We start from the raw sequence: 24,814 nt of genomic DNA, 5'->3' as shown, positions 1-24,814 counted from the left end.
CCGCGAGATAAGACGCACGTAAGTTATCGGGTCCCACTGGCAAGTCCGCACTCCGGTAGGGCTCTGTGTCACTGATGTGACACTTACTGGCTCTCAAACCGGGCCATAGCCGCAGCAACCGCTCCGTAAATCACGGCAACCGTCAACACCAGCGGCACCGACCGGCCGTCCGCCGGCAGTATCAGCGCGGCCACCCCGGCGGCGCCGACGAAGGCGACGTTGAACAGCACGTCGTAGACGGAGAAGATCCTGCCGCGGAAGGAGTCGTCGACCGAGAACTGCACGACCGTGTCGGTCGCGATCTTCGCCCCCTGCGTAGTCAGGCCCAGCACGAACGCCGCCGCGAGCAGCGGCACCGTGGCGAACGGCAGGCCGAGTACCGGCACCAGCACCGTGGCCGCGGCCGCGCACACGGCCATCCAGCGGCCCGGCCCCAGCCGCCCCGCCGCCCAGGGGGTGACGACCGCGGCCGCGAAGAAGCCCGCCCCGGAGACACCGAGAGCCAGCCCCAGCAGGGCGAGCCCTTCCTCCGTGTCCGAGGCCAGGGCGTACCGGCACAGCATCAGCAGCATGACCAGCAGGGCGCCGTAGCAGAAGCGCATAAGGGTCATGCCCGCGAGCGCCCAGGCCGCCTCCCGGCGAGCGGGTGCGGCGAGGTGGCGTACCCCTGCCACCAGGTCGCGGGCGGTGCCGGCGAGCGCGGAGGCGACCCGCGGCGGGATGCGCCCGGGGTCGGGGCCCAGCAGCTCGACGGCGATGCGCAGCGAGGCGAGTGCCCCGCAGAGGTACAGGGCCGCGCCGAGCAGCACCACGGCCGCGTCGGAGTCCGCGATCACGAGGCGTACGACGAAGGCCAGGCCGCCGCCCGCCGTCGCGGCGAGGGTGCCGGCCGTCGGGGAGAGGGAGTTGGCGATCACCAGGCGCTCGGCGTCGACCACCCGGGGCAGCGCGGCGGACAGTCCCGCGAGGACGAAGCGGTTGACGGCGGTGACGCAGAGCGCGGAGACGTAGAAGAGCCAGTCCGGGACGGAGGCGATCATCAGTACCGCCGTCACCGAGGCCAGCACGGCGCGCAGCAGGTTGCCGTACAGGAAGACCTGGCGGCGGCGCCAGCGGTCCAGCAGGGCGCCCGCGAAGGGGCCCACCAGGGAGTAGGGGAGCAGCAGGACCGCCATCGCGGAGGCGACGGCGGCGGGCGAGGTCTGCTTCTCCGGGGAGAAGACGACGTAGGTGGCGAGCGCGACCTGGTAGACGCCGTCGGCGCCCTGGGAGAGCAGGCGCACGGCGAGCAGGCGCCGAAAGCCCTTCAGGCGCAGCAGGACGCGCAGGTCACGGACGACGGCCATGGGGCACAGCCTCACATACGGGAAAGGTCCCCGGGTCACGCGACCCGGGGACCTTCTGCGGAGCTGAGTCCTCGCGCGTCAGCGCTCGACCTCGCCCGCGATGAACTTCTCGACGTTGGTACGGGCCTCGTCGTCGAAGTACTGGACCGGCGGGGACTTCATGAAGTAGCTCGACGCCGACAGGATCGGGCCGCCGATGCCGCGGTCCTTGGCGATCTTCGCGGCGCGCAGGGCGTCGATGATGACACCCGCGGAGTTCGGGGAGTCCCAGACCTCGAGCTTGTACTCCAGGTTCAGCGGGACGTCGCCGAACGCGCGGCCCTCCAGGCGGACGTAGGCCCACTTGCGGTCGTCCAGCCACGCGACGTAGTCGGACGGGCCGATGTGCACGTTCTTCTCGCCGAGGTCCCGGTCGGGGATCTGCGAGGTGACGGCCTGCGTCTTGGAGATCTTCTTCGACTCGAGGCGGTCGCGCTCGAGCATGTTCTTGAAGTCCATGTTGCCGCCGACGTTCAGCTGCATCGTGCGGTCCAGGACGACGCCCCGGTCCTCGAACAGCTTCGCCATGACGCGGTGCGTGATGGTGGCGCCGACCTGCGACTTGATGTCGTCACCGACGATCGGGACACCGGCCTCGGTGAACTTGTCCGCCCACTCCTTGGTGCCGGCGATGAAGACCGGGAGGGCGTTGACGAAGGCGACCTTGGCGTCGATGGCGCACTGGGCGTAGTACTTCGCCGCGTCCTCGGAACCGACGGGCAGGTAGCAGACCAGGACGTCGACCTGCTTGTCCTTGAGGACCTTGACGATGTCGGCCGGCTCCTCGGCGGACTCCTCGATGGTCTCGCGGTAGTACTTGCCGAGACCGTCGAGCGTGTGGCCGCGCTGGACCTGGACGCCGCTGTTCGGCACGTCGCAGATCTTGATGGTGTTGTTCTCGGAGGCGCCGATGGCGTCCGCGAGATCCAGGCCGACCTTCTTGGCGTCCACGTCGAAGGCGGCGACGAACTCGATGTCGCGGACGTGGTAGTCGCCGAACTGGACGTGCATCAGGCCCGGGACCTTGGACTCCGCATCGGCGTCCTTGTAGTACTCGACGCCCTGAACCAGCGATGCGGCGCAGTTGCCCACACCGACGATGGCTACGCGAACCGAACCCATTCCGGTTGCTCCCTGTGTGTACGAGTGAGGCCCTGACTGGGCGCTCACGTGGCGGTGTCGCCGGGCGTATCCGGCAGGGGTTCGTCCCCCGGCCGGGGCAGGCCGCCCGTCGCTCCAGATGTCGTGTCCTGATGTGCGGTCCCCTCGGCGACGGGACCTCGCAGATCCCGCCCCGCCCGCTCGCTCTCGATGAGCTCGTTCAGCCAGCGCACCTCGCGCTCCACGGACTCCATTCCGTGGCGCTGCAGCTCAAGCGTGTAGTCGTCGAGCCGCTCCCGGGTGCGGGCCAGGGAGGCCCTCATCTTCTCCAGGCGCTCCTCCAGCCGGCTGCGCCGGCCCTCGAGCACGCGCATGCGTACGTCACGCGACGTCTGCCCGAAGAACGCGAAGCGAGCGGCGAACGTCTCGTCGTCGTACGCGTCCGGGCCCGTCTGTGAAAGGAGCTGCTCGAAATGTTCCTTACCGTCGGCCGTCAACCGGTAGACGATCTTGGCGCGACGTCCCGTGAGGGAGGCCGCGGCCTCGCCGATGTTCCCGGGTTCCTCGATCAACCAGCCGTTGGCGACCAGCGTCTTGAGGCAGGGATAGAGCGTCCCGTAGCTGAACGCCCGGAACACACCCAGTGATGTGTTGAGCCGTTTGCGCAGCTCATAGCCGTGCATGGGGGACTCGCGGAGCAGGCCGAGTACGGCGAACTCGAGGATGCCGGATCGCCGGCTCATCGTCGCCTCCTCTCGCCCTTATGCCGCTCTGATGTATCGAGTCGATACATCAGCACGATAGAACGAGGTTGCGCGTGCGACAAGAGCGGACGTGGTGAACGGGATCACATCAGGGTTTCATCGTGAGCAAGTTGCCTGATTTGAGGTGAACTTCGGGACTCGGGGGTTTTGGCGGTGCGTAGTCTGTGCGCCATGCAAACCACCGGGAACCGCGTGACGCACGGGGGCGTCCCTGTCCCTGGTGCAGTACGGGTGAATGCGGAAGGGGCCGCATCCGTACTTCGGGGGGACCGGAAACCAGCCGCCTTTTCCAGGTGCGCAAAGGTGCGCCTGCCCGAGGAGTAGTCGTTCGATGAGCGAGCACCGTCGCAAAGCGCCGCAGCCGCAGGGAGGCGGACGTGCCGCGGCCCGACGCGGTCAGTCCGGCTCGTCCTCCGGCCGCCGTGCGGCGCCGCGAGACGCCACAGGGTCTCCGTCCGGCTCGTACGGTCCGGAGAGCGAGGAACGTCAGTACGGCAGTCGGGCCGAAGCCCGGCGCGCGGCACAGCGGGGCGGTGGCCGCCGCAGAGCGGCCGAGCCGGGCCGCGGTGGCCGGCGTGCAGCTGCCGTGGCCGGCAAGAAGCGGATGATCGACTATCCGCGCTACGACCGGGACGGGTGGCGCCGCTGGGTGCCCTCCTGGAAGCTCGTCTCCGGGCTGTGCATCGGCTTCTTCGGCACGATGGTGGCCGCCGCGGGCATCGCCTACGCCATGGTGAGCGTCCCCGTCGTCGACGATTCGGCCACGGCGCAGAACAACGTCTACTACTGGGCCGACGGCAGCCGGATGGTCGCCACGGGTGGTGAGCGCAACCGGCAGAGCGTCGACCTCTCCCAGATCCCCAAGGAGATGCGCAACGCGATCATCTCCCAGGAGAACAAGACGTTCTACTCCGACAGCGGCATCGACCCCAAGGGCATCGCCCGCGCCGTGTTCAACATGGCCAAGGGCGGTGACACGCAGGGTGGCTCCACCATCACCCAGCAGTACGTCAAGAACGCGATGCTGAATGACCAGTCGCAGACGATCTCCCGCAAGGTGAAGGAGATCTTCGTCTCGATCAAGGTCGGCACCGATGTGTCCAAGGACGACATCCTCGAGGGCTACCTCAACTCCGCGTACTACGGCCGCGGCGCCTATGGCATCCAGGCCGCCTCACGGGCGTACTTCAATGTGGACGCCGTCGACCTGAACGCCGGGCAGTGTGCCTTCCTGTCGGCGGTCCTCAAGGGCGCCACGTACTACGACCCGGCGGGATCGACCTCGATCGACCCGGCGGCCACGCCCGAGGCCAACCAGGACCGTGCCAGGAACCAGATGCAGGACACCCTCGACAAGATGGTGGAGTACGGGCATCTGAGCCAGGCGGACCGGGCGAAGTACACCGATCTCCCCAAGTGGAAGAACCCGGAGTCGAACGCGCAGCTGGGCGGCCAGATCGGCTACCTCGTCAGGCTCGCGAAGTCCTCCGTGATCAAGAACACCGACGTGTCGGAGCAGCAGCTGGAGAAGGGTGGCTACTCGATCTACACGACCTTCGACAAGAAGAAGGTCGACGAGCTCGAGAAGGCCGTCCAGAAGGTCTACAAGAAGAACATCGACCCCAAGAAGCGCCCCGAGAAGGACACCCACGTCCAGTTCGGCGGGGCTTCGGTGAACCCCGAGACGGGTGCCATCGAGGCCATCTACGGCGGTGAGGACGCCACCAAGCACTTCACCAACAACGCCGACGTCACCGGCGCCCAGGTCGGTTCGACCTTCAAGCCGTACGTGCTCGCGGCGGCGATGAAGTGGGGCGTGCGTGATCCCGACGGCGCCGAGACCCAGCCCCAGGACGAGCGCACGGTCGTCTCCCCGAAGAGCCTGTACAGCGGGAAGAACAACCTCAAGATCAAGAACTACGACGGGTCGATCTGGCAGAACGAGAAGGGCGAGCAGTGGCGCCAGGAGAACGACGGCAAGGATTCCGTCGGTGAGGCGCCCGACTACAAGATCGACCTTCGTGAGGCCATGCGGGAGTCGGTCAACTCCGCGTTCGTCCAGCTCGGCATGGACGTCGGACTGGACAAGGTCAAGGAGTCCGCGGTCGACGCGGGACTCCTGGAGGACAGCCTGGCGGGAGCGGGTTACCCCTCGTTCTCCATCGGTGTCTCGGACCCGAGTGCCATCCGCATGGCGGGCTCGTACGCCACCTTCGCGGACAGCGGCAAGCAGCGTGATCCGTTCTCGGTCACCAAGGTGACGAACAAGGACGGCACGCTCTTCTCGCACAAGGTGGAGACCAAGCAGGCGTTCACCGCGAAGGTCGCGGACAACGTCACGGACGTCCTCAAGACCGTCGTCGAGGACGGCACGGGCACCAACGCCCAGCTCCAGGGCCGTGAGGTGGCGGGCAAGACCGGTACGACGGACGGCAACAAGTCGGCCTGGTTCGTCGGCTACACCCCGCAGCTGTCGACCGCGATCAGCATGTTCCGGTACCCGGACGACGAGACCATCAAGAACCGTTCGTTCCTGGAGATGTACGGAACGGGTGGCGAGGAGAAGATCCACGGTGCGTCCTTCCCGTCCGTGATCTGGCAGGACTACATGGAAGACGCGATGAAGGGCGAGAAGGTCGAGAAGTTCCCGAAGCCCGAGCCCATCGGCGAGGTCATCAACGACGCCCCGTCGCCGACCCCGACTCCCTCGCCCTCCGTGACGGAGGAGAAGCCGAGTCCGTCCCCGACGCCGTCGCCCAGCAAGACGGAGGTCACCCCCTCCCCCACGCCGACCGAGTCCTGCGGTCCCTTCGACTTCAACTGCGACGACGGGAACAACGGAAGCAACGGCAACGGCAACGGCGGCAACGATGCGGGAGGAACCGGCAACAGTCCATCGCCCTCGACATCACCCAGTGAAACGGGCGAAGAGGACGACGGCGGATTCATCCGGGGCCCGAACGGCTAGCGGTCAAAACGTCCGGCTTGACTGTTTCACGTGAAACACGGGGAACAGTCGCAAGTTTCACGTGAAACAGGGGCCGCCGCATCCATCAGGGTGCGGCGGCCCCCGCGTGTTCCCAGGTGCGTACGGCAGGATGTGCCCCATGCCCAGTGCAGAATCGACGCCAGCCAGCGTGCACGAGCCGGACCCGGTGCGGCCGACCAGGGAGGACACGGTCGCCGCGGCCGGCAGCGAGCTGATCGGCGGCCCCGTGGGCCGACGCGCCCTGCTCGGCAGGTCCTGGTGGACCCCCGTGCGCGTGATCGCACTCGTGGCGATCGGCATGTTCGCCCTCGGTCTGGTCCAGAAGGCACCCTGCTACAACGGGGCCTGGTTCTTCGGCGCCAGTTCCCAGTACACGCACGCGTGCTACTCGGACATTCCGCACCTCTACCAGGGGCGTGGCTTCGTCGACGGACTCGTGCCGTACTTCGACAAGCTCCCCGGCGACATGGAGTACCTGGAGTACCCCGTGCTGACCGGTGTGTTCATGGAGGTGGCGACCTGGCTCACGCCGGGCAGCGGCACCATCCAGGACCAGGAGCAGTGGTACTGGATGGTCAACGCCGGGATGCTCATGGCCTGCGCGGCCGTCATCGCGGTCTGCGTCACCCGTACGCACGCCCGGCGCCCCTGGGACGGTCTGCTCGTCGCCCTGGCGCCCGCCTTCGCGCTGACCGCCACCGTCAACTGGGACCTGCTGGCGGTCGCCCTGACGGCCGCCGCGATGCTGATGTGGTCACGGGAGCGCCCCGTGGCCTTCGGCGTGCTGCTGGGCCTCGCCACGGCCGCCAAGCTCTATCCCTTCCTGATTCTCGGCCCCCTGCTCGTCCTGTGCTGGCGCGCGGGTAGATGGCGGGAGTTCGGAAAGGCCCTGGGAGGCGCGGCCGGCGCCTGGCTCGTGGTCAACCTGCCGGTGATGCTGTTCGCCTTCGACGGCTGGTCGAAGTTCTACACGTTCAGCCAGGAACGCGGCGTGGACTTCGGTTCCTTCTGGCTGATCCTGGTCCAGAACACCGACAGCCCGCCCAGCACCGAGACCGTCAACACCCTTGCCACGCTGCTGATGCTGCTGTGCTGCGGCGCCGTCGCGGCGCTCACACTGACCGCACCCCGTCGTCCGCGGTTCGCCCAGCTCGCCTTCCTGATCGTGGCGGCCTTCATCCTCACCAACAAGGTCTACTCACCGCAGTACGTGCTGTGGCTGGTGCCGCTGGCCGCGCTGGCCCGGCCGAAGTGGCGGGACTTCCTGATCTGGCAGGCGTGCGAGGTGGCCTACTTCCTCGGCATCTGGATGTACCTCGCGTACACGACCAGCGGCGACGCCCACAAGGGCCTGCCCACGGACGGCTACCACTGGGCCATCGCCGTGCACCTGTTGGGAACGCTGTTCCTCTGCGTGATGGTGGTGCGCGACATCCTGATGCCGGACCGGGACCCGGTCCGGCGGACGGGTGACGACGACCCGTCGGGCGGCGTGCTCGACGGCGCCGAGGACGTCTTCGTCCTGGGCCCCGCCGCTCAGACCGATCAGCGCACGGCCCGCTTCGAGGGCCCACGGGTGGAGTGGGGTACGCGACGGCCGACCGGCAGTTCGCTCTGAGCGAACGCGTGCGGGACCGTACATGGAGAAGGGCCGTACACGGAAACGTCGTGTACGGCCCGTGCCTCGGCCGACGCGCTAGCGGTCGAGGATGCGGTCGAACTGCGTGGTGGTGTGCCGCAGATGGGCCACCAGCTCGTCGCCCACCGTGGGTTCCGCCGCGTCCGAGGGCACGAACAGGATCGACACCTGCATGTGCGGAGGCTCCGCGAACCAGCGCTGCTTGCCGCTCCAGACGAACGGCGAGAGATTGCGGTTGACCGTGGCGAGGCCGGCCCGGGCGACGCCCTTGGCCCGGGGCATGACGCCGTGCAGCGCCTTCGGAGCCTCCAGACCCACTCCGTGCGACGTACCGCCCGCCACGACCACCAGGAAGCCGTCCGAGGCGGCCTTCTGCTGCCGGTAGCCGAAGCGCTCGCCCTTGGCGACCCTCGTGACGTCCAGGACCGCACCGCGGTACTCGGTCGCCTCGTGGTCGCCGAGCCACAGCCGCGTGCCGATCCGGGCGCGGAACCGGGTCTGCGGGAACTGCTGCTGGAGCCGGGCCAGTTCATCGGCCTTGAGGTGGCTGACGAACATGGTGTGCAGCGGCAGTCGGGCCGCGCGCAGCCGGTCCATCCAGCCGATGACCTCCTCGACGGCGTCCGAGCCGTCGGTACGGTCGAGCGGCAGGTGGATGGCGAAGCCCTCCAGCCGGACGTTCTCTATGGCGGCGTGCAGCTGGGGGAGGTCCTGCTCGCTGATGCCGTGCCGCTTCATCGAGGACATCACCTCGATGACCACACGGGCGCCGACGAGGCCGTACACGCCGTCGATGGACGACACCGAGCGCACGACGCGGTCGGGCAGCGGAACGGGCTCCTCGCCGCGCCGGTACGGCGTCAGGACCAGCAGGTCACCACCGAAGAAGTCCTTGATCCGGGCGGCCTCGTAGGTGGTGCCCACGGCCAGTACGTCCGAGCCGAGCCGGGTCGCCTCCTCCGCCAGCCGCTCGTGCCCGAAGCCGTAGCCGTTGCCCTTGCAGACCGGGACCAGCCCGGGGAACTGCTCCTGCACGTGCTTGTGGTGCGCCCGCCAGCGCGCGGTGTCGACGTAGAGCGTGAGCGCCATGGCCGGACCTGGAACCTTTCTGGTGGCTGTCAGAGGTGCGGGATGAAGGGTGGGTGCGGGTCAGCGGCGCGACATGTAGATGTCGAGCGCCTTGTGGAGCAGCTTGTTCAGCGGGAAGTCCCACTCGCCGAGGTACTCGGCCGCCTGACCGCCCGTACCCACCTTGAACTGGATCAGACCGAAGAGGTGGTCGCTCTCGTCCAGGGAGTCGGAGATGCCGCGCAGGTCGTAGACGGTCGCACCGAGGGCGTAGGCGTCGCGGAGCATCGCCCACTGCATGGCGTTCGACGGCCGGACCTCGCGGCCGATGTTGTCGGAGGCGCCGTAGGAGTACCAGACGTGCCCGCCGACCACCAGCATCGTCGCCGCCGACAGGTTCACCCCGTTGTGCCGGGCGAAGTACAGCCGCATGCGGTTGGGGTCCTCGTTGTTGAGGGCCGCCCACATGCGCTGGAAGTACGACAGCGGACGCGGCCGGAAGTGGTCGCGCACGGCCGTGATCTCGTACAGGCGCTGCCACTCCTCCAGGTCGTGGTAGCCGCCCTGGACGACCTCGACGCCGGCCTTCTCGGCCTTCTTGATGTTGCGGCGCCAGAGCTGGTTGAAGTTCTTGTGGACCTCTTCCAGGGACCGGTTGGCCAGCGGCACCTGGAAGACGTAGCGGGGCTGCACGTCGCCGAAGCCGGCGCCGCCGTCCTCGCCCTGCTGCCAGCCCATGCGGCGCAGCTTGTCGGCCACCTCGAAGGCGCGCGGCTCGATGTGGTCGGCCTCTATGTCCCGCAGGCGCTTGACGTCGGGGTCCTGGATGCCCTTCTTGATGGACGTGGCGTCCCAGCGCCGGATGATCACCGGCGGGCCCATCTTCACCGAGAAGGCGCCCTGCTGCTTGAGGTGCGCCAGCATCGGCTCCATCCACTCCTGGAGGTTCGGCGCGAACCAGTTGATGACCGGGCCCTCGGGGAGGTAGGCGAGGTACCGCTTGATCTTGGGCAGCTGCCGGTACAGCACCAGACCCGCGCCGACCAGCTCACCCGTCCGGTCGTCGAACCAGCCGAGGTTCTCCGAGCGCCACTCGGCCTTGACGTCTGCCCATGCGGGGACCTGCATGTGACTGGCCGCCGGCAGGCTCTGGATGTAGGCCAGATGCTGCTCGCGGCTGATGGTCCTCAGGGTCAGGCTCATTCGGGGCGCTCCTCGGGCTGGTGTGTCCCCATGGGTACAGGGGCTCCGGCTCTCGCGCGAAGCCTACTGCGCCCTGTGAGCGCCCCGTCCGGCCCACGGCTGGAAGGCGTGGTCCGGCGGTCGGGCGGCGAACGGCTCAGCCGATGAGTCCGCCGTGGTAGATGCCGAAGAACAGTCCGGCGGCGGAAGCTCCGAGACCCAGCACCAGACCGAAGCGCTCCCGCGTCGTCTCGGAGACGTACTGGCCGTAGCCGCCGGTCAGGACGCCGAGCAGCCCCGCCCAGGACGTCAGGACGTGCAGTCCCCGGAAGCTCGCCGTGGCGAGGGCGAGCACCGCGAGCGCCAGGGTCGCGGCCAGCAGAGCGTGCTGGAGGGGATGCGGTTTGCCGTCGGTGGCCAGCAGGCCGGTCCGGGGCCTCGCCGGTCGCATGATCTGTGCCATGGGGAACCTCCTGCCGAAGGCAGTGTGTCGTCGCCCTATCACATCCGCTGGGTATCGATTGTGTCCCCTCCGGGCCGGATTTCAACCGCAAGCGCGCGGCCGGGTACTCTGTACCTTCTGCACTGGTGTCTGCTGCCTCCCACGGCCGGGCCGCCTCCCTGGAGGAGGTCCGATTGTCAGTGGGTCCTGGTTTACTCGTTGATACCGGTGCCAACGCATCGCAACCCTCCTGCCACGGAACGACCGTGGCCGCTGAGTCCAAAGGAGGTGGGTTCCACATGCGTCACTACGAGGTGATGGTCATCCTCGACCCCGATCTCGAGGAGCGTTCTGTCTCCCCGCTGATCGAGAACTTCCTCTCTGTCGTCCGTGACGGCGGCGGAAAGGTCGAGAAGGTCGACACCTGGGGCCGTCGTCGTCTCTCGTACGAGATCAAGAAGAAGCCCGAGGGCATCTACTCGGTCATCGACCTGCAGGCCGAGCCTGCGGTCGTCAAGGAGCTCGACCGCCAGATGAACCTGAACGAGTCGGTCCTCCGGACCAAGGTCCTCCGTCCCGAGATGCACTGAGCTTCCGCTCAGCTGATCCCGGGATCCGAGTAGCAGCAACCAAGCAGCCAGAGCAGCAAACCCGCCGAGAGGTACCCCCATGGCAGGCGAGACCGTCATCACGGTCGTCGGCAATCTTGTCGACGACCCCGAGCTGCGCTTCACCCCGTCCGGTGCGGCCGTCGCGAAGTTCCGTGTCGCGTCGACCCCCCGCACCTTCGACCGCCAGACCAACGAGTGGAAGGACGGCGAGAGCCTCTTCCTCACCTGCTCGGTCTGGCGTCAGGCGGCGGAGAACGTCGCCGAGTCGCTCCAGCGAGGCATGCGCGTCATCGTGCAGGGCCGGCTGAAGCAGCGGTCCTACGAGGACCGCGAGGGCGTCAAGCGCACGGTCTACGAACTGGACGTCGACGAGGTCGGTGCCAGCCTGCGCAGTGCCACGGCCAAGGTCACCAAGACCTCGGGCCAGGGCCGCGGTGGCCAGGGCGGTTACGGCGGCGGTGGCGGCCAGGGTGGCGGCGGCTGGGGCGGCGGCCCCGGTGGCGGCCAGCAGGGCGGCGGCGCTCCGGCCGACGACCCCTGGGCGACCGGCGCTCCCGCCGGTGGCCAGCAGGGCGGCGGCGGTCAGGGCGGAGGCTGGGGCGGTGGCTCCAGCGGCTCCGGCGGCGGTGGCGGCTACTCGGACGAGCCCCCCTTCTAGGGCGGGCTCCACCCCACACTTCTTGATCACACAGGAGAAACATCATGGCTAAGCCGCCTGTGCGCAAGCCGAAGAAGAAGGTCTGCGCGTTCTGCAAGGACAAGGTCACGTACGTGGACTACAAGGACACGAACATGCTGCGGAAGTTCATTTCCGACCGCGGCAAGATCCGTGCCCGCCGCGTGACCGGCAACTGCACCCAGCACCAGCGTGACGTCGCCACGGCCGTGAAGAACAGCCGTGAGATGGCGCTGCTGCCCTACACCTCCACCGCGCGATAAGGGAAGGGTGACCGAACAATGAAGATCATCCTCACCCACGAGGTCTCCGGCCTCGGTGCCGCGGGCGACGTCGTCGACGTCAAGGACGGTTACGCTCGCAACTACCTGATCCCGCGGAAGTTCGCGATCCGCTGGACCAAGGGTGGCGAGAAGGACGTCGAGCAGATTCGTCGCGCTCGCAAGATCCACGAGATCCAGACCATCGAGCAGGCCAACCAGGTGAAGGCCCAGCTCGAGGGTGTGAAGGTCCGTCTGGCCGTCCGCTCCGGCGACGCCGGTCGTCTCTTCGGTTCCGTTACCCCGGCCGACGTCGCCTCGGCGATCAAGGCTGCCGGTGGCCCCGAGGTCGACAAGCGCCGTATCGAGCTGGGCTCGCCGATCAAGACCCTGGGCGCTCACGAGACGTCCGTGCGTCTGCACCCCGAGGTTGACGCCAAGGTCAGCGTCGAGGTCGTCGCTGCCTGAGCGCTCTGCTCTCGCTGAAGCGATGTGAGAGGGGGCCGTATCTCCCGACCAGGAGATACGGCCCCCTCTTCATTGTGTTTCACGTGAAACGGTCACCGCGTCGCGCCCGTGACGATCCAGCGGCCCGACCTGGTGCGCAGCCACAGCGTCACCAGACGCATCGCCATCATCAGCGTCATGGCCGCCCACAGCACGGTGAGTCCTCCGCCGACGGCGGGTACGAGGAGGGCCGTGGGAGTGAAGACCGCCAGGGTCAACAGCATCGCCCAGGCCAGGTACGGGCCGTCACCCGCACCCATCAGGACACCGTCCAGGACGTAGACCACTCCGCAGATCGGCTGCGCGACGGCCACGATCACCAGAGCCGGCAGTGCGGCGTCCTTGACCGCGGAGTCACCGGTGAACAAGGGCAGAAACGCTGGGCGGGAGAGAACCACGAGCAGTCCGAGTACGACGCCGACCGCGACGCCCCACTCCACCATCCTGCGGCAGGCTTCGCGGGCACCCTGGGCGTCCCCGGCGCCCAGGTAGCGTCCGATGATGGCTTGCCCGGCGATGGCGATGGCATCGAGCGCGAAGGCCATCAGGCTCCACAGGGACAGGATGATCTGGTGGGCCGCGATGTCGGCGTCGCCGAGGCGGGCCGCCACGGCCGTCGCGATCATGAGAATCGCTCGCAGCGAGAGCGTGCGCACGAGCAGAGGCATCCCTGCCTGAGCGGATGCCCGGATGCCGGCGGCGTCCGGACGCAGGGACGCTCCGTGGCGTCGCGCCCCGCGCACCACGACCCACAGGTACACCGCGGCCATGCCGTACTGAGCGATGACGGTGCCCCAGGCGGAGCCCGCGATGCCGAGGCCGGCGCCGTAGACGAGCAGGACGTTGAGGACGGCGTTGGCGACGAAGCCGCCGACGGCCACGTAGAGCGGGGTCCGGGTGTTCTGGAGTCCGCGCAGGACACCGGTCGCGGCGAGCACGACGAGCATGGCGGGAATGCCGAGTGAGGAGATGCGCAGATAGGTGATGGCGTACGGGGCCGCCGTGTCGGAGGCGCCGAAGAGTCCCACGAGCGACGGGGCCGTGGGCAGTACGACGGCGATGACGGCGGCTCCGAGCAGCACCGCCAGCCAGATGCCGTCCATGCCCTGGCGGATCGCGGCTTGGAGGTCGCCCGCGCCCACGCGTCGGGACACGCCCGCCGTGGTGGCGTAGGCGAGGAAGACGAACACACTCACGGCCGTGGTGAGCAAGGCCGAGGCGATCCCGAGTCCGGCGAGTTGCGCGGTGCCGAGATGGCCGACGATCGCACTGTCGGCCATCACGAAAAGGGGCTCGGCGACGAGCGCGCCGAAGGCCGGGACGGCCAGCGCGACGATCTCTCGGTCGTGCCGGCGCCGGACGGTTCGGGGACGCGCGGGGGCCTGTGTCATGAGCACCAATCTAATCGTCCACAGGTAAGAGATGCAACGCTTTTGAGACCCTTACGCATCGTCTCACCCCGTGTACTTCTGGGCACCGTTCGAAGTGATCTTGAGCTGACCGGGCAAGTTTTTCTTCTGCACAGGCCGTGGACGGTGAAATGGCAGGTCAGGGCGGCTTCTGCGATCGGGGTGCAGGCTTGTTCACAGGGCTGTCCACCGGGTCGTGCACAGGTTTGGCGGAGTTCTCCACAGCATCTGGCCCGTCGTCCACATGGCCTGTGGATAACCAGATTGGCTGACGGTGCCGACCGGCCTACGGTGGTCCGGCGCCCGCTCCGTCCGTCGCCCTGTGAACCATCACAAAACCGACGCGCCAGAACCGGAGTTGGGCGTCTTTATTTGTCAGTGCCGTGCCGTAGAAATGAGGGGCACGGCGAGGTCCGCTCGGCGGACGGGAGGAGGTGGCTCGGTGAGCATTTCCGAGCCCTTGGACGACCCGTGGGCCGACAGCGGTCCCAGTGATCGTCTGCCTGCTTCCCGTCGGCGCGGTGACGGGGGCCGGGGCCGCGACGAGCAGCACGAGCGTGGCGCGGACAACGGCTCGTGGGACGGCGGCGGACCGTCGTTCGAGCGAGTCCCCCCGCAGGACCTGGACGCCGAACAGTCCGTCCTCGGCGGCATGCTCCTCTCCAAGGACGCCATCGCCGACGTCGTCGAGATCCTCAAGGGCCACGACTTCTACAAGCCCGCCCACGAGACGGTCTACCAGGCCATCCTCGACGTCTACGCCAAGGGCGAGCCGGCCGACCCCATCACGATCGCGGCCGAACTCACCAAACGCGGTGAGATCAACAAGGTCGGCGGCGCCTCGTATCTGCACACCCTCGTCCAGACCGTGCCGACGGCCGCGAACGCCGCCTACTACGCGGAGATCGTGCACGAGCGGGCCGTCCTGCGCCGCCTGGTGGAGGCCGGCACCCGGATCACGCAGATGGGGTACGCGGCCGACGACGACGTCGACGAGATCGTCAACCGCGCCCAGGCCGAGATCTACGCCGTCACCGAGCAGCGCACCAGCGAGGACTACCTGCCGCTCGGCGACATCATGGAGGGCGCGCTCGACGAGATCGAGGCGATCGGTTCGCGCAGCGGCGAGATGACCGGTGTGCCCACGGGCTTCACGGACTTCGACTCGCTGACCAACGGCCTGCACCCCGGTCAGATGATCGTCATCGCCGCCCGCCCCGCCATGGGCAAGTCGACGCTCGCGCTGGACTTCGCCCGCGCGGCGTCGATCAAGAACAATCTCCCGAGCGTCATCTTCTCGCTCGAAATGGGGCGCAACGAGATCGCGATGCGTCTGCTGTCCGCCGAGGCCCGCGTGGCGCTGCACCACATGCGGTCCGGCACGATGACGGACGACGACTGGACCCGCCTGGCCCGCCGGATGCCGGACGTCTCGGCGGCCCCGCTCTACATCGACGACTCCCCGAACCTGTCGATGATGGAGATCCGAGCCAAGTGCCGCCGTCTCAAGCAGCGCAACGACATCAGGCTCGTGGTCATCGACTATCTCCAGCTGATGCAGTCCGGCGGCTCCAAGCGCGCCGAGAGCCGTCAGCAGGAGGTCTCGGACATGTCCCGCAACCTCAAGCTCCTGGCCAAGGAGCTGGAGGTCCCGGTCATCGCGCTCTCCCAGCTGAACCGTGGTCCCGAGCAGCGCACCGACAAGAAGCCGATGGTCTCCGACCTGCGTGAGTCCGGTTCGATCGAGCAGGACGCCGACATGGTCATCCTGCTGCACCGCGAGGACGCCTACGAGAAGGAGTCCCCGCGTGCGGGCGAGGCCGACCTGATCGTGGCCAAGCACCGTAACGGCCCGACGGCGACGATCACGGTCGCCTTCCAGGGCCACTACTCGCGGTTCGTGGACATGGCGCAGACCTGAGCGCGGGTCCGTCAGCCCGGCTGGAAGAACGCGAGCATCTTCTGGGCGGCGTCCGGCGAGGTCAGCAGTTCGTGGATGCCGGCGGACATCCGGGCGGCGGCGCCGGTGCGTTCGAACATCTCGTGTTCGTACGGGCTGACGGCGGCGCCTACATCGTCCGGGCGCGCGGCCAGCGCGAGGCCGAGCAGGGCGCCGTCGAGCAGCGCCATGTTGGCGCCCTCTCCCACCGGCGGCATCAGGTGTGCGGCGTCGCCGAGCAGCGTGATGTCCGCCTCGACGGCCAGGTCAGGCCGACCGGGAGCGTGGTGATCGGCCGTGGCACGACCGTGTCGTCGCAGGCCGCGATCAGCGCGGTGAACCGCGCGTCCCAGCCGGGGAGCAGTTCGATCAGCCGGGCCCGGGCGGCGGGCGGGTCGTCGAACGGGATCCCGCTGGTGGCGAACCAGTCCTCGCCGGTGTTGTAGAAGCTGAGGCCGATACGGACACGGCCGTCGCCGTTGCGCTGCGCCGCCAGGGACAGACCGTCGCCGAGCACCCAGTAGTTGCCGCGCCCGACCATCGCCGCGAGGCCGGGATGCGTGCGGTCGATGTCGGGGATGCCGACCTCGACGATGTTCTGGCCGATGTGCGACGGACGGGCGTCGGTGAGCAGCGAGCGGACCCGGGACTGCGCGCCGTCCGCGCCGACCAGCAGGTCGTACGGTGCACTGCCGCCGTCGGCGAAGTGCAGCAGGCCGTGATCGGCGGTCCTGAACGCGTGCCCCCAGCGCACCGTGCCTTCGGGGAGCGAGTCCAGCAGCAGGTCGCGCAGAGCGGCGCGGTCCACCTCGGGCCGGTCGAGTGGGGCGTCGTCGGGTGTGTCCTCCTGGAGGAGCAGGGTGCCGTCCGGCTCCAGAAGGCGCATGTCCTGGCCTTCACCCCGGGCGATGGCGTGGAACTGGTCGATCAGACCGGCCTCGCGCAGCGCCCGCTGGCCGGAGTGGATGTCCAGCATGCCGCCCTGACCGCGCGCCACGCGTGACGGTTCACGCTCGTAGACGACCGCGTCCATGCCGTTCACGTGCAGCACGCGGGCGAGCGCGAGGCCGCCGAGACCGGCTCCGACGATGGCGATGGTGGGTGTCATGGTTGTCCCTCCCCTGTCCGATACACCGTACTGATCGATACACTGTATCGCCCCATGCGATGTACGGTTAGCGGCATGTTGGTGTGGGAGAGGCCGGAGCCGCCGGAACGACCCGTGCCGGCCCCGCTGAACCGGGAGAAGATCGTGCGGGCGGCGATCCGGCTGGCCGACGCGGACGGCCTGGAGGCGGTGTCGCTGCGCAAGGTCGCCACCGCGCTCGGCGTGGGGCCTATGCGGCTGTACGGCTACATCGCCGGCAAGGAGGAGTTGCTCGACCTGATGGTCGACGCGGTCTACGCCGAGATCCGGCCGGTCGGAGACAGCTGGCGGGAGGTGCTGCGGTCCCTTGCCGAGACGACTCGGCGGGCGGCTCACGAGCACGAATGGCTCGCCGACCTGCTCGGTGGGCGGCCGCAGCTCGGGCCGCACGCGTTGGCCAGGGGCGAGGCCGTGGTGGCCGCGCTGGACGGCGTCGACACGGACGCCGTGATGCCGGTGGTCACCGCGGTCGACGCCTACGTGATCGGAGCGGTGCGCCGGGAGATCGCCGACCGGCGTGCGGAGCGAGCCACCGGGATGGACGAGCGGCGTTGGCAGGCCTCGCTCGGACCCTATCTGGAACGGACCTTTGCCACGGGCCGATTCCCCGCGCTGGCCACGGTGGTGCGCGATGCCGCCCACCTGGACGCCGACGAGACCTTCCGGATGGGCCTGGACTTCCTGCTCGACGGCATCGAAGCCCGTATCTCGAGGTGACGCGCTCGCCGGGCAGGCCACGGGCCCGGGCCGCGACGTAATCGGCTCGACGTGGACCGCCCGGGAGGGTGGACTGGGGGCATGACGACACCTCAGGATGAGCTGCTTCCTGCCACCCGTCGGCAGTTGCTGCACCGGATCGCCGTGGCACAGGCCGAGGGACGCACGCCCTCGCTCGTGGCGGCGGTCGTCCGGGGCGGGCGGGCCGTGTGGCACGGTGCGCGGACCTCGGTCGACGGGCACGGCCCCGACGAGAACGTGCAGTACCGCATCGGCTCGATCACCAAGACGTTCACGGCTGTTCTCGTCCTGCGGCTGCGTGACGAGGGTCTGCTCGACCTCGGTGACCCTCTGGAGAAGCATCTGCCGGGTACCGGGGCGGGCGAGGCCACGATCGCCGAACTGCTGGCCCATTCGGGCGGACTGGCCGCCGAGTCGCCCGCGCCGTGGTGGGAGCGCACGCCGGGATCACTGCGGCCCGAGCTCGCCGACGTGCTGGGCAAGCGGCCGCTGCTGCACCCGGTGGGCCGCCGGCATCACTACTCCAACCCCGGCTACACCCTGCTCGGTGCGCTGGTCGAGGAGCTCCGCGGTGCCTCGTGGGAGGACGTGCTGCGGCGGGAGGTGCTGGAACCGCTGGGCCTGGAGCGCACGGCCACGCGCCCGAGCGCTCCGCACGCGGGTGGCTGGGCGGTGCATCCCTGGGCCGACGTGATGCTGCCCGAGCCGGCCGAGGATCTCGGCAGGATGGCCCCCGCCGGTCAACTCTGGTCCACCACCGGGGATCTGGCGCGGTTCGCCGTCTTTCTGACCATGGGGGACGACCGGGTCTTGTGCGCGGACACCGTCCGGGAGATGCGGGCCCCCGCCGCAGCGGTAGAGGCCGCGGACGTCGCGGACGGTGCGGCGTACGGCCTGGGACTGCAGATCCAGCACCGGGACGGGCGGCTGCTCGTGGGGCACTCCGGCTCCCTGCCGGGCTTCCTGGCCAACCTCACCATCGCCGTGGAGGACGACGTCGCCGCGGTGGTGCTGACCAACTGCACCTCCGGACCGCTGCTCGGCGGGGTGGGTGCCGACCTCGTGCGTATCGTCGCCGAGGCGGAACCCCGGATCCCCGAACCGTGGCGTCCGCTGCCGCAGGCGGACGCCTCCGTACTGGAGTTGGCCGGTCAGTGGTACTGGGGGACGCACGCCTTCGCCCTGCGGCTGACCTCCGACGGGGGAGTGTCGCTGGAGCCCCTGTCGGGTCAGGGCCGACGGTCGCGCTTCCGGGCCAACGATGACGGGACCTGGACGGGCCTGGAGGGCTACTACGCCGGGGAGCTGCTGCAGGCGGTACGGCGTACGGACGGAAGTGTGGACCACCTGGACCTGGGATCGTTCGTCTTCACTCGTCAGCCGTACGACGCGGGTTCCTCCGTGCCGGGCGGGGTGGACCCGGAGGGCTGGCGAGGGATCGGTTAGGCGTTGTCCAACGGCTGGGGGGCCTGTTTCACGTGAAACAGGCCCCCCAGCCGTTGAGCGCTCCCGGTGGAAGTGCTTGCTCACAGCTGGAGCTTGAACCCCGTGTGCGAGGACGAGAAGCCCAGACGCTCATAGAAGCGGTGAGCGTCGGTGCGGGTCCTGTCGGACGTGAGCTGCACCAGCTGGCATCCCTGCCGCCGGGACTCGTCGATCGCCCACTCGATGAGCTGTGTGCCCAGGCCGCTGCCGCGCTCGTCGGCATGGATGCGTACACCCTCGATGATCGACCGGGTGGCGCCACGCCGGGACAGGCCGGGGACGACCGTCAGCTGGAGGGTGCCGACGACACGGCTGTCGCGGACGGCGACGACCACGTGCTGGTTCGGATCGGCGTCGAGCCGTTCGAGCGCGGCCAGATACGGGTCCAGGTCGTCCGGTGACTCACGCTGGGCGCCCAAGGGGTCGTCGGCGAGCATCGCGACGACCGCCGGGATGTCCGCTGCGGTGGTCCGGCGTATTTCAAGATCTGCCATGACCGCACCCTAAGCCCGTGGGCCACGCTCCGAGTCGGGCTACGCGGGCACCGGTGCCTTGAGGGTCTCCACGGCCCGGACCAGCGGGGCCAGGTCGGGGTTGGCGGCTGCCTCGTCGAGGGCCTCGCGCAGCGCGGCGTCGTTGGTGGGCCGGGCCTCGTCCAGCAGCTTGAGGCCGGCCGCGGTGACGTTGGTGTAGATGCCGCGACGGTCCGTGGGGCACAGGTAGCGCTCGAGCAGCCCGCGGTCCTCGAGCCGGGTGACCAGGCGGGTCGTCGCGCTCTGGCTGAGTACGACGGCGTCGGCGACCTGCTTCATCTGCAGGTGCCCTCCGTCGCCGTCGTGCTGCCGGCTGAGCACGTCGAGCAGGGAGTACTCGCGCACGCTCAGGTCGTGCCCGGACTGCAGTGCGCGCTCGATGTGGGCCTCGATCCTCCCGTGCAGCAGGGAGAGTGCGCACCAGCCCTGGGAAAGGGCGGTGAGTGCGGGGTCCGTCGCTGTCATGTGGTTCCTCCGTCCCGGAGTGGCTGAGACCCAGGGTAGACCAGGTATGCAATAGTCTCCGTTTGCATATAGCCCGCGTACGCAACTATTGTGAACGCACGCAAAGCGCTCCTGCAATCGTCTGGGAAGGTACCCCTCCATGCCTCTCGCGCTTCTGGCCCTCGCGATCGGGGCCTTCGGTATCGGAACCACCGAATTCGTGATCATGGGCTTGCTGCCCGAGGTCGCGAGCGACTACGGGGTCTCCATCCCCACCGCCGGCTTCCTGGTGACCGGATACGCGCTCGGCGTGATGTTCGGCGCCCCGCTGATGACCGTCCTCGGCACCAAGGTCCCGCGCAAGCGGATGCTGATGCTGCTGATGGGCCTGTTCATCGTGGGCAACCTGCTCTCCGCCCTCGCCCCCGCCTTCTCCGTCATGCTGATCGGCCGCGTGGTCGCGTCCCTCGCCCACGGCGCCTTCTTCGGCATCGGCTCGGTCGTCGCGGCCGACCTGGTCGCCCCGCACAAGAAGGCCGGTGCCATCGCGATGATGTTCACCGGTCTGACCGTCGCCAATGTCGTCGGCGTCCCGCTGGGCACGCTCATCGGGCAGTCCGCCGGCTGGCGCGTCACCTTCGCCGTCGTCGCCGCGCTCGGCGTCGTGGGTCTGGCCGGTGTCGCCAAGCTGGTCCCCGACGTGCCCAAGCCCGAGGGCGTGCGGCTGCGGCACGAAATGGCCGCCTTCAAGAACATCCAGGTCCTGCTGGCGATGGCCATGACCGTCCTCGGCTTCGGCGGCGTCTTCGCGGCCATCACCTACATCGCCCCGATGATGACCCACGTCGCGGGGTTCGCGGACGGCTCCGTCACCTGGCTGCTGGTCCTCTTCGGCCTCGGCATGGTCGGCGGCAACATCGTCGGCGGCAAGTTCGCCGACCGCGCCCTGATGCCGATGCTGTACGTCTCCCTGGGCGCCCTGGCCGTCGTACTGGCCCTCTTCACCCTCACCGCACACGACAAGATCGCGTCGGCCGTGACCGTCTTCCTCATCGGCGCCCTGGGCTTCGCCACCGTGCCGCCGCTGCAGAAGCGCGTCCTGGACCACGCGCACGGCGCCCCGACGCTGGCCTCGGCCGTGAACATCGGCGCCTTCAACCTCGGCAACGCGCTCTCCGCCTGGCTCGGGGGCGTGGTCATCGGCGCCGGCTTCGGCTACACCGCCCCGAACTGGGTCGGGGCCGTGCTGGCCGCCGCCGCCCTGCTCCTCGCCGTCCTCTCGGCCGCGCTCGAACGGCGCGAGGGCACGCCCGCCGCGGGCTCCACGCCCGCTGAGCAGCGCACCGCAGCCGTCCACCACTGACCGCCCCGGGCCGTGGGGTGCGAGGCCAGGGCCGTCCCAGCACCCCACGGCCCACTCCGCCCCGGCGGCTCACCGAAGCACCGCACCAGGCGCACCACGCTCCGCAGCGCACCACCGGCGCTCTTCCGCACCGGCACCGCGCCGCCCCGCCACCCACGACCGCCCCCACCGGGCACCGATCAAGGAGTAACCCCATGAGCACCACCGCTGTCGCCCCGCTGACCATCGAGGACGCCGAATCCCTCGTCACCGCCGCCCACCGCGCCGCCGAGGCCGCCGGGGTGACCGTCAGCGTCACCGTCCTCGACGCGGGCGGTCACCTGCTCGCCTTCCGGCGCGACGACCGTGCCGTCCTGATCTCCGGCGAGACCAGCACCCGCAAGGCCTACACCGCGCTCCAGCTGAACGCCCCCACCGCCGACCTCGTCGACGCCGTTCAGCCCGGAGGGCTCTTCCACACCCTGCCCACGGCACTCGACCGCCCCCTGCTGTTCATCGCGGGCGGTGTGCCCGTGCACCGCGAGGGCCGGCTGATCGGCGCGATCGGAGTGGGCGGTGGCGCACCCGACCAGGATCACGGCTTCGCCTCCGCCGCCGTGCAGGTCCTCGCCTGACGGCAGGCGGTCAGGTCGCCCCGGTCAGCCCGCCGCCACCGTCAGCGGCGCGAACCGCCGGTTCCAGTCGCCGGGCAGTTCGGTGATGCCGTACGTCATCACGGCGTTCGGGGCGACCACCGCCAGGCCGCGCTCCCGCACCCAGGCCAGCAGTTCCTCGTGGCGCGCGTCGATGTCCGTGCGCAGCGGGCGGTCGGTGCGGGCGGCCAGGGAACCGATCAGCGCCTTCGCCGTCTCGGTGTCCCGGGCGATCAGCGGGCCCACGACGTGGGTGTCCATGTTCGGCCAGGCCGCGGCGTACCCGATGATCCGGCCGTCCTCCTCGGCGACCCGCAGCTGGTCCGCGAAGGCGGGCAGGCGCGTGACGACAGGGGTGCGGTCGGCGCCGAACACCTCCTCGTCGAGCCGGAGGATCGTGGTGAGGTCCTCGGCCGTGGCCGCCCGCGTGGCGATCCCGGGCTCGGGTCCCACCGGGGTGAAACGCCCGCGGACCATCTCCGCCCGGCCGGTGACCTTGAAACCGAGCTCCTCGTAGAGCGGCCGGCCGTACGGGGTCGCGTGCAGGGTCAGCGGGGTGGTGCCCAGTTCGGAGACGACATGGCGCATCAGCCTGCGGCCGACGCCCCGGCGGGCGTGGCGCTCGGCCACCAGCACCATGCCGATGGCGGCCAGGGAGGGCCGGCCGTGCGGACCGTACTCCGTGACCGTGCAGGCGGCGACGAGGCCGCCGCCGGGATCGTCGATGCCGTACCCCGTCCCGGCGGTGAGGAGGAACCCCCACTTGTGCTCCTCGCGCGGCCACCCCCGGTCCTCGGACAGGTCGGCGCAGGCGGTGAGATCGCGGAGCGTCAGACGGCGGATCGGAGCGGAGGCGGGGGAAGGTGTCGGCACGCAGGTCAGGCTGTCCGACAGCGGCCGTCCGCGTCCACCCCTTTCCGGGGGAACGGGCAAGCTTTTGGCCATGTCGTGGCTGAGCGGCTCAGCCGAGATCGGGGGCGTGCAGAGCCCGCACCCCTTCGATGTTGCCGTCCAGGTAGTGCCGCAGCGACAGCGGCACCAGGTGCACCGAAGCGATCCCGACCCGGGTGAAGGGCACCCGGACGATCTCGTACTCGCCGGCGGGCTCGTCGACCTCCGGGCCGTGCCGCAGGGCCGGGTCCATGGAGCCCAGATGGCAGACGAAGAAGTGCTGCACCTTCACGCCGGTCGCGCCGCCGTCCTCGCCGATGTGCTCCACCGTGTCCACGAAGCAGGGGACGACATCGGTGATCTTGGCGCCGAGTTCCTCGTACACCTCGCGGTGCAGTGCGTCCACCACGGTGGCGTCCTCGGGCTCGACCCCGCCCCCGGGCGTGACCCAGTAGGGATCGACGCCGGGCTTGGTGCGCTTGATCAGGATCAGGTGCTCGCGGTCCAGGAGAACGGCGCGAGCGGTGCGCTTGACCACGGGTCGGACGGTCATGGGAGAAATGTGGCCCGGTTGGTTCCACGTGAAACATTGCCGCGCACCCACGGCTCGCGAGCCCGTCGGTTCAGTTCCAGTCGGCCGCCGCGCGCAGCAGCCACTCATGGGCCCGGGCGATGTGCGGCATCGCCAACGTGCCGGTCCGCACCACCAGGAAGTACGTCCGCAGCGGTGGTACCGCCGGGTCGTGCAGTGCGACCACGTCGCCGCGCTCCAGCGCCGGTGCGCACAGATAGCGGGGCAGTACGGCGAGACCCGCGCCGGCGACCGTGCAGGCGAGAACGGCACGCAGATCGGGGGCGACGATCGTGCCGGGGGCGGCGGGTCGGGCGTCGAAGACGGACGCCCAGTAGCGGGCGACGAAGGGCAGCGACTCGTGCACCTCGACCACGGGTACGCGCTCCAGCGCGGGCGCGTCGGTGCTGTGGGGCTTGTCGATGCCCGCTCGCTCCGCCCAGCTCGGCGCGGCTACCAGGACGTGTTCCTCGTCGCAGAGCGGAGTCGCCGTGAGCAGCACACCCCGGGGACGCGCTGTGCCGATGGCCAGATCATGGTGTCCGGCGGACAGCCCCTCCAGGGTCTCCTCCGCGCTCCCGAACGAGGCGCGCAGCGCGAAGCCCTGTCCGTCCTCACCGGTGAGCTCGGTGAGGGCGGGCAGCGCCCGCGCGGCGGTGAACTCCGGCGGCCCGGCGAGGTGCAGGGTCCGCAGCGAGGAGTCGTCCTGGACACCGGTCTCGGCGATCTCCACGAGGGCGTCGAGATGAGGTGCGGCCTTGTGCGCGAGTTCGTCGCCGATGGTCGTCGGGGTCACGCCGCGGGCCTGGCGCAGGAACAGCGGGCGGCCGAGCTGGCGCTCCAGCGTGCGGATCTGCGAGGTCACGGCGGGCTGTGAGAGGCCGAGCAGGGCTGCCGCACGCGTGAAGGAACCGGCCCGGTGCACGGTGACGAAGGTGCGCAGCAAGGCCAGATCCACGGAATGCCCCCTCTTGCGAACGTCTCCGGCCCCCGGCGTGGCCAACTATAAATATGTCGATAGGTCGCTGTCGCTACTGT

At 69.4% G+C, this 24,814-nt stretch carries 23 protein-coding genes and 1 pseudogene; 11 read left to right on the top strand and 13 right to left on the bottom strand.

Translation table 11 applies throughout. The features are described from left to right. Positions 1-83: 83 nt before the first annotated feature. From OIE75_RS18525 to OIE75_RS18515, 3 genes are all read right to left on the bottom strand, one after another. Positions 84-1,346, bottom strand: a complete 1,263-nt coding sequence (locus tag OIE75_RS18525; RefSeq protein WP_307013716.1) for an MFS transporter — start codon at positions 1,344-1,346, stop codon at positions 84-86. A 78-nt stretch (positions 1,347-1,424) separates the two neighbouring features. After that, positions 1,425-2,507: an inositol-3-phosphate synthase gene (locus OIE75_RS18520; protein ID WP_307013715.1), complete on the bottom strand. Its 1,083-nt coding sequence runs from the start codon at positions 2,505-2,507 to the stop codon at positions 1,425-1,427. A gap of 44 nt (positions 2,508-2,551) precedes the next feature. Then, complete coding sequence (locus tag OIE75_RS18515; RefSeq protein WP_307013714.1) at positions 2,552-3,229, bottom strand: PadR family transcriptional regulator; 678 nt, start codon at positions 3,227-3,229, stop codon at positions 2,552-2,554. A 625-nt stretch (positions 3,230-3,854) separates the two neighbouring features. Here OIE75_RS18515 and OIE75_RS18510 point away from each other — a divergent pair. Together OIE75_RS18510 and OIE75_RS18505 are read left to right on the top strand one after the other, a co-directional pair. Continuing rightward, positions 3,855-6,218 (top strand): transglycosylase domain-containing protein, encoded by a 2,364-nt coding sequence (locus OIE75_RS18510; RefSeq protein ID WP_329471510.1) that lies wholly within the window; start codon positions 3,855-3,857, stop codon positions 6,216-6,218. Between the two features lie 130 nt (positions 6,219-6,348). After that, positions 6,349-7,857 (top strand): glycosyltransferase family 87 protein, encoded by a 1,509-nt coding sequence (locus tag OIE75_RS18505; protein ID WP_329471509.1) that lies wholly within the window; start codon positions 6,349-6,351, stop codon positions 7,855-7,857. 78 nt (positions 7,858-7,935) lie between these two features. Here the strand turns inward: OIE75_RS18505 and OIE75_RS18500 are convergent, their stop codons facing one another. The 3 genes from OIE75_RS18500 to OIE75_RS18490 all read right to left on the bottom strand — a co-directional run bounded on the left by OIE75_RS18500 (position 7,936) and on the right by OIE75_RS18490 (position 10,591). Then, positions 7,936-8,967, bottom strand: a complete 1,032-nt coding sequence (locus tag OIE75_RS18500) for an alanine racemase (protein WP_064728797.1) — start codon at positions 8,965-8,967, stop codon at positions 7,936-7,938. A gap of 60 nt (positions 8,968-9,027) precedes the next feature. Continuing rightward, entirely contained in the window at positions 9,028-10,149 is a 1,122-nt protein-coding gene (femX, locus tag OIE75_RS18495; RefSeq protein WP_064728796.1) for a peptidoglycan bridge formation glycyltransferase FemX, read from the bottom strand. Between the two features lie 136 nt (positions 10,150-10,285). Beyond that, a complete protein-coding gene (locus tag OIE75_RS18490) occupies positions 10,286-10,591 on the bottom strand; it encodes a hypothetical protein (protein ID WP_307013712.1) in 306 nt (101 codons plus the stop codon). A 278-nt stretch (positions 10,592-10,869) separates the two neighbouring features. Between OIE75_RS18490 and rpsF the strand changes: the two genes are divergently transcribed. The 4 genes from rpsF (at position 10,870) to rplI (ending at position 12,585) form a co-directional block, all read left to right on the top strand. After that, positions 10,870-11,160, top strand: coding sequence for a 30S ribosomal protein S6 (gene rpsF / locus OIE75_RS18485; protein WP_003975025.1), 291 nt, complete (start codon positions 10,870-10,872; stop codon positions 11,158-11,160). Positions 11,161-11,239: 79 nt separating this feature from the next. Continuing rightward, a complete protein-coding gene (locus OIE75_RS18480) occupies positions 11,240-11,839 on the top strand; it encodes a single-stranded DNA-binding protein (RefSeq protein ID WP_122616540.1) in 600 nt (199 codons plus the stop codon). A gap of 44 nt (positions 11,840-11,883) precedes the next feature. Further along, complete coding sequence (gene rpsR / locus OIE75_RS18475; RefSeq protein ID WP_003949403.1) at positions 11,884-12,120, top strand: 30S ribosomal protein S18; 237 nt, start codon at positions 11,884-11,886, stop codon at positions 12,118-12,120. A gap of 18 nt (positions 12,121-12,138) precedes the next feature. After that, positions 12,139-12,585: a 50S ribosomal protein L9 gene (rplI, locus tag OIE75_RS18470; RefSeq protein ID WP_007388913.1), complete on the top strand. Its 447-nt coding sequence runs from the start codon at positions 12,139-12,141 to the stop codon at positions 12,583-12,585. Between the two features lie 92 nt (positions 12,586-12,677). Here the strand turns inward: rplI and OIE75_RS18465 are convergent, their stop codons facing one another. Next, complete coding sequence (locus tag OIE75_RS18465) at positions 12,678-14,015, bottom strand: MATE family efflux transporter (protein WP_329471508.1); 1,338 nt, start codon at positions 14,013-14,015, stop codon at positions 12,678-12,680. A gap of 460 nt (positions 14,016-14,475) precedes the next feature. Here OIE75_RS18465 and dnaB point away from each other — a divergent pair, with 460 nt between their 5' ends. Beyond that, positions 14,476-15,954, top strand: coding sequence for a replicative DNA helicase (gene dnaB, locus OIE75_RS18460; protein WP_307013710.1), 1,479 nt, complete (start codon positions 14,476-14,478; stop codon positions 15,952-15,954). Positions 15,955-15,965: 11 nt separating this feature from the next. Here dnaB and OIE75_RS18455 read toward each other — a convergent pair. After that, positions 15,966-17,080, bottom strand: a pseudogene (locus OIE75_RS18455) (FAD-dependent oxidoreductase). Between the two features lie 75 nt (positions 17,081-17,155). Between OIE75_RS18455 and OIE75_RS18450 the strand changes: the two are divergent. Next, positions 17,156-17,836, top strand: coding sequence for a TetR/AcrR family transcriptional regulator (locus tag OIE75_RS18450; RefSeq protein WP_307013708.1), 681 nt, complete (start codon positions 17,156-17,158; stop codon positions 17,834-17,836). Positions 17,837-17,917: 81 nt separating this feature from the next. After that, positions 17,918-19,303, top strand: coding sequence for a serine hydrolase domain-containing protein (locus OIE75_RS18445; protein WP_329471507.1), 1,386 nt, complete (start codon positions 17,918-17,920; stop codon positions 19,301-19,303). Between the two features lie 80 nt (positions 19,304-19,383). On the opposite strand, the gene OIE75_RS18440 is transcribed toward OIE75_RS18445, so the two are convergent. Together OIE75_RS18440 and OIE75_RS18435 are read right to left on the bottom strand one after the other, a co-directional pair. Beyond that, positions 19,384-19,836 carry a GNAT family N-acetyltransferase gene (locus OIE75_RS18440; protein WP_307013706.1) on the bottom strand — a complete coding sequence of 151 codons (453 nt, stop codon included), beginning with the start codon at positions 19,834-19,836 and terminating at the stop codon, positions 19,384-19,386. Between the two features lie 39 nt (positions 19,837-19,875). Continuing rightward, the gene (locus OIE75_RS18435) at positions 19,876-20,340 is read right to left on the bottom strand and encodes a MarR family winged helix-turn-helix transcriptional regulator (protein WP_307013705.1); all 465 of its coding nucleotides are present in this window, start codon (positions 20,338-20,340) and stop codon (positions 19,876-19,878) included. A 139-nt stretch (positions 20,341-20,479) separates the two neighbouring features. Here OIE75_RS18435 and OIE75_RS18430 point away from each other — a divergent pair, with 139 nt between their 5' ends. Next, complete coding sequence (locus OIE75_RS18430; protein WP_329471506.1) at positions 20,480-21,682, top strand: MFS transporter; 1,203 nt, start codon at positions 20,480-20,482, stop codon at positions 21,680-21,682. Between the two features lie 194 nt (positions 21,683-21,876). After that, positions 21,877-22,296 carry a GlcG/HbpS family heme-binding protein gene (locus OIE75_RS18425; protein WP_329471505.1) on the top strand — a complete coding sequence of 140 codons (420 nt, stop codon included), beginning with the start codon at positions 21,877-21,879 and terminating at the stop codon, positions 22,294-22,296. Between the two features lie 24 nt (positions 22,297-22,320). On the opposite strand, the gene OIE75_RS18420 is transcribed toward OIE75_RS18425, so the two are convergent. The 3 genes from OIE75_RS18420 to OIE75_RS18410 form a co-directional block, all read right to left on the bottom strand. Beyond that, positions 22,321-23,187, bottom strand: coding sequence for a GNAT family N-acetyltransferase (locus OIE75_RS18420; RefSeq protein WP_307013702.1), 867 nt, complete (start codon positions 23,185-23,187; stop codon positions 22,321-22,323). 88 nt (positions 23,188-23,275) lie between these two features. Beyond that, positions 23,276-23,758 (bottom strand): NUDIX domain-containing protein, encoded by a 483-nt coding sequence (locus OIE75_RS18415; protein WP_122616530.1) that lies wholly within the window; start codon positions 23,756-23,758, stop codon positions 23,276-23,278. Between the two features lie 70 nt (positions 23,759-23,828). After that, complete coding sequence (locus OIE75_RS18410; RefSeq protein ID WP_329471504.1) at positions 23,829-24,734, bottom strand: LysR family transcriptional regulator; 906 nt, start codon at positions 24,732-24,734, stop codon at positions 23,829-23,831. Between the last annotated feature and the right edge of the window lie 80 nt (positions 24,735-24,814).

It is taken from the genome of Streptomyces sp. NBC_01723, from assembly GCF_036246005.1.
Classification (GTDB): domain Bacteria; phylum Actinomycetota; class Actinomycetes; order Streptomycetales; family Streptomycetaceae; genus Streptomyces.
The sequence above is the reverse complement of the archived record's forward strand: the minus strand, read 5'-3'. Positions and strand labels throughout refer to the sequence as shown.